4 protein-coding genes and 1 pseudogene are annotated in these 3,510 nt (G+C 45.9%); all 5 read right to left on the reverse strand.

Annotation, left to right across the window (positions count from 1 at the left end; all coding sequences use genetic code 11):
- The coding region (gene nth, locus AN393_RS19440) for an endonuclease III (RefSeq protein ID WP_055016958.1) at window positions 1–520 on the reverse strand (520 nt) is incomplete at its 3' end.
- A gap of 44 nt (window positions 521–564) precedes the next feature.
- Window positions 565–1,263, reverse strand: a complete 699-nt coding sequence (locus AN393_RS19445; protein ID WP_055018935.1) for an electron transport complex subunit E — start codon at window positions 1,261–1,263, stop codon at window positions 565–567.
- Entirely contained in the window at window positions 1,260–1,898 is a 639-nt protein-coding gene (gene rsxG, locus AN393_RS19450) for an electron transport complex subunit RsxG (RefSeq protein WP_055016960.1), read from the reverse strand. Before rsxG ends, AN393_RS19445 begins: the two co-directional genes overlap by 4 nt.
- Entirely contained in the window at window positions 1,895–2,953 is a 1,059-nt protein-coding gene (rsxD, locus tag AN393_RS19455; protein WP_055016961.1) for an electron transport complex subunit RsxD, read from the reverse strand. Before rsxD ends, rsxG begins: the two co-directional genes overlap by 4 nt.
- Window positions 2,950–3,510, reverse strand: a pseudogene (locus AN393_RS19460) (electron transport complex subunit RsxC); the annotation flags it as partial. The pseudogene AN393_RS19460 and the gene rsxD, both read right to left, overlap by 4 nt.

The raw sequence follows: 3,510 nt of genomic DNA on the forward strand, positions 1-3,510 counted from the left end.
CTACTTTAAATTCTTTAGGGACAACCTTTTCAAGTTTTTGCTCAACAGCAACTACATCTTTACCCATCGCAAATTTGGTGCGGTTTGAAACACGAAAAATATGCGTGTCTACGGCAATGGTCGGCCAGCCGAAAGCTGTGTTGAGCACGACATTTGCGGTTTTTCGGCCAACTCCGGGGAGGGCTTCGAGGGCTTCGCGGTTTTCGGGCACAATGCCATTATGTTGATCAACCAATATTTGGCACATTTTGTACACGTTTGCGGCTTTTGAATTAAATAACCCAATGGTTTTTATATAATCGCGAAGTGCATCGTGGCCGATATCTAAAATGGCTTGTGGGGTATTAGCAACCGGAAATAATTTACGGGTAGCTTTATTTACCCCGACATCTGTGGCTTGTGCGGAGAGCGTAACAGCCACTAGTAGCTCAAATGGGCTTGAGTATTCAAGCTCGGTTTCTGGGTGTGGGTTTTGCTCGCGCAAACGCGAGAGTATTTGGTGACGTTTTTCTTTATTCATGCAACTTAAAACGCATTAGCTAATAGCGCTAACGCGTTTTCCCCTTAAGTTAAGCTAGTAACACGTGCGCGTGGGCCTTTTTCGGCAGCAGGCGGCGTTACCTGTTTTGATTTTATTTGTGCGTCAATAACATTTTTTGCTGCTATTAGCAGCCCAAGCCCTAAAAAGGCACCTGGGGGCAAAATAGCGAGTAAAAACTGGCTATCGAAACTAAATATTTCCAAGCGTAGGCTTTGTGCCCATAGCCCTAGGAGCAAATCGGCGCCATCAAATAATGTACCTTGGCCTATCAGTTCACGCATTGCACCTAGCACTAACAGCACGGCCATAAAGCCTAAGCCCATCATTAGGCCGTCGAACACAGACAGGTGAACAGGATTTTTAGAAGCATACGCCTCTGCACGGCCAATAATGGCGCAGTTAGTCACGATAAGTGGAATAAATATGCCTAGTGATTGATACAAGCCAAAGGTATACGCATTCATAAGTAGCTGAACTATGGTCACAAAGCCTGCAATAATCATTACAAATACCGGAATACGAATGTCTTTAGGCACCCAATTACGTACAATAGAAACGGTAACATTAGAGCCTACTAAAACTAATAAAGTAGCTAACCCTAGGCCAAGTGCGTTGGTTACCGTTGATGTAACAGCTAAAAGCGGGCATAAACCGAGCAGCTGCACGAGCGCTGGGTTATTGGCCCATACGCCTTCTTTGTATAAGGTTTTTAACTCACTCATGGTGTTACCTCTTGGCACGCATTAGGCTGTTTAAAAATGGCGTCAAAGTTAGCTTTTGCAAATAATACGGCATTTTTTACCGAGCCAACCACGGCGCGAGGCGTAATTGTTGCGCCGGTGAATTGGTCAAACTGGCCGCCATCTTTTTTTACCGCCCAACGGGCATCGTCTTCATTTTGAACTGTTAAATCGTTAAATGTAGTGATCCACAGCGACTTTTTAACCTCTACTTTATCACCTAGGCCGGGCGTTTCTTCGTGCTTAGTGGTACGTACGCCGGCAATGGTGCCATCAGCAAGTACGGCGGTTAATAAGTTAATATCGCCACTGTAACCACTAGGTGTTACGTGCCTGATTACAAGAGCAACAGGTTGCTGATTTTTATAAGCGCGGTAAATAACTTGCTCGGGGTAAGGGCCAAGTTGTTCGTCGCTCATAATTACGCAATTTGTATTGAGCTGATTATCGTAGCTGCGTGGGTTTAATACCTCTTGTAATTGTGAGGTTAATTGCAGGCGTTCTTGCTCGGCAATTTTATCGGCGGTGAATGCATCAATTGAGGCAACTAAGCCTGTGGTTATCAGTGCAAAGGCCGTTAATATCGCGCCATTTTTAGCCATTGATGAAATAATCATTTTACTGCTCCGTGGCCATAAGTGCGTGGTTGGGTGTAGTAATCAATCAGCGGTACAGCAATATTAATTAATAATACGCTAAAGGCTACCGCATCAGGGAAACCACCAAAGGTGCGAATCAAATACACCAACAAGCCAATTAACGCGCCATAGATTAAGCGCCCTTTATTGGTGGTTGCAGCTGAAACAGGATCGGTGGCGATAAAAAATGCGCCCATCATGGTCGCGCCACTTAATAAGTGAAAGACCATACCTGGCTCGGTACCTGGCGCAGCAATATAGCCAATGGCACTGCACAGCGCCAGTGAGCCTATAAAGCTGACTGGAATATGCCAGTTTATAATTTTAGCTTTTAAAAGGTATAAACCCCCGGCTAAAAAGCCTAGGTTAACCCATAGCCAACCAAGCCCAGCCCATTGAGAAAAAATTGGTTTTTGCATGCTTTCGCTAACCGTTAGACCATGTGCTACATCAGTTTTAACTGTATCAAGCGGGGTGGCCATGGTGAGGCCATCAACGCCGGCACGGACTTGATCAACACTAAAACCCAGCGCCGTAAAGTCGGTAAATATAAGACGTAATTGGTCAATAAAGCCAATTGGGGCATTAAGTAAATCGGTAACGGGTAACCACGCGGTCATTTGTACCGGAAACGAGATTAAAAGAAGTACGTATGCGGCCATTGCTGGGTTGAATAAGTTAAACCCAAGCCCACCATAAAGTTGCTTTACAATCACAATGGCAAATAAACAGCCAATAATAATGACCCACCAAGGCGCCAGCGGCGGAATACTCAGTGCTAACAGCACACCAGTAAGCCATGCACTACCATCACTCAATGCAGGCCAAATAGGGCGTTTGCGCATTAACATAATGGCTGCTTCAAATACGCTTACAGCAACAAGTGCCAGTACTAACTGAATAAGTACGCCAGTCCCAAAAAATACCACTTGTGCTATTAGTCCAGGAATACACGCAGCAATGACGGTTAGCATTAAGCGCGTTAACGACTTATGGCTATGGTTGTGCGGCGAACTGGCCATGGTTAATTTCATGACTGATCATTTCCTTCTTTTTGTAACTTTTTAGCTTTGGCGCGCGCTATTGCGGCGGCCACGGCGGCTTTTTTCTTCTCTGCTGCAGTTTGCTCAGAGTCTGAACCGTTGCTGGTTTGTGGCTCATTGCTTTGTTCAGGTGCGCTGTGTTCACTTGGTGCTGCTTGCTCAGCTTCTTTAGCGGCTTTTTTAGCTTTAGCGCGGGCAATAGCAGCAGCTACGGCGGCTTTTTTGTCATCAGCTGGAGGGCTTACTTGTGAGTTTTCAGGCTCAACATTACTTGTTTTCTCAGCAGCATTTGGTTCAGCTGATTGCTGGGTTTGCTCAGCCGCTTTAGCGGCTTTTTTAGCTTTAGCGCGGGCAATAGCCGCAGCTACGGCCGCTTTTTTGTCATCAGCAGGAGGGCTTACTTGTGAGTTTTCCGGCTCAGCATCACTTGTTTGCGCAGCCGCTTTAGCGGCTTTTTTAGCTTTAGCACGGGCAATAGCCGCAGCTACCGCAGCTTTTTTATCATCAGCTGGGGCGATTGCTTCATCGTTTTTTGGCTCAGCGCTTTG

This window comes from Pseudoalteromonas sp. P1-25, assembly GCF_001401805.1.
Lineage (GTDB): Bacteria > Pseudomonadota > Gammaproteobacteria > Enterobacterales > Alteromonadaceae > Pseudoalteromonas.

Excerpts from the sequence above, each read along its gene's own strand:
- AN393_RS19445 (WP_055018935.1), bottom strand. The coding sequence starts at position 1,263 with ATGAGTGAGTTAAAAACCTTATACAAAGAAGGCGTATGGGCCAATAAC.
- rsxD (WP_055016961.1), bottom strand. The coding sequence starts at position 2,953 with ATGAAATTAACCATGGCCAGTTCGCCGCACAACCATAGCCATAAGTCG.
- rsxG (WP_055016960.1), bottom strand. The coding sequence starts at position 1,898 with ATGATTATTTCATCAATGGCTAAAAATGGCGCGATATTAACGGCCTTT.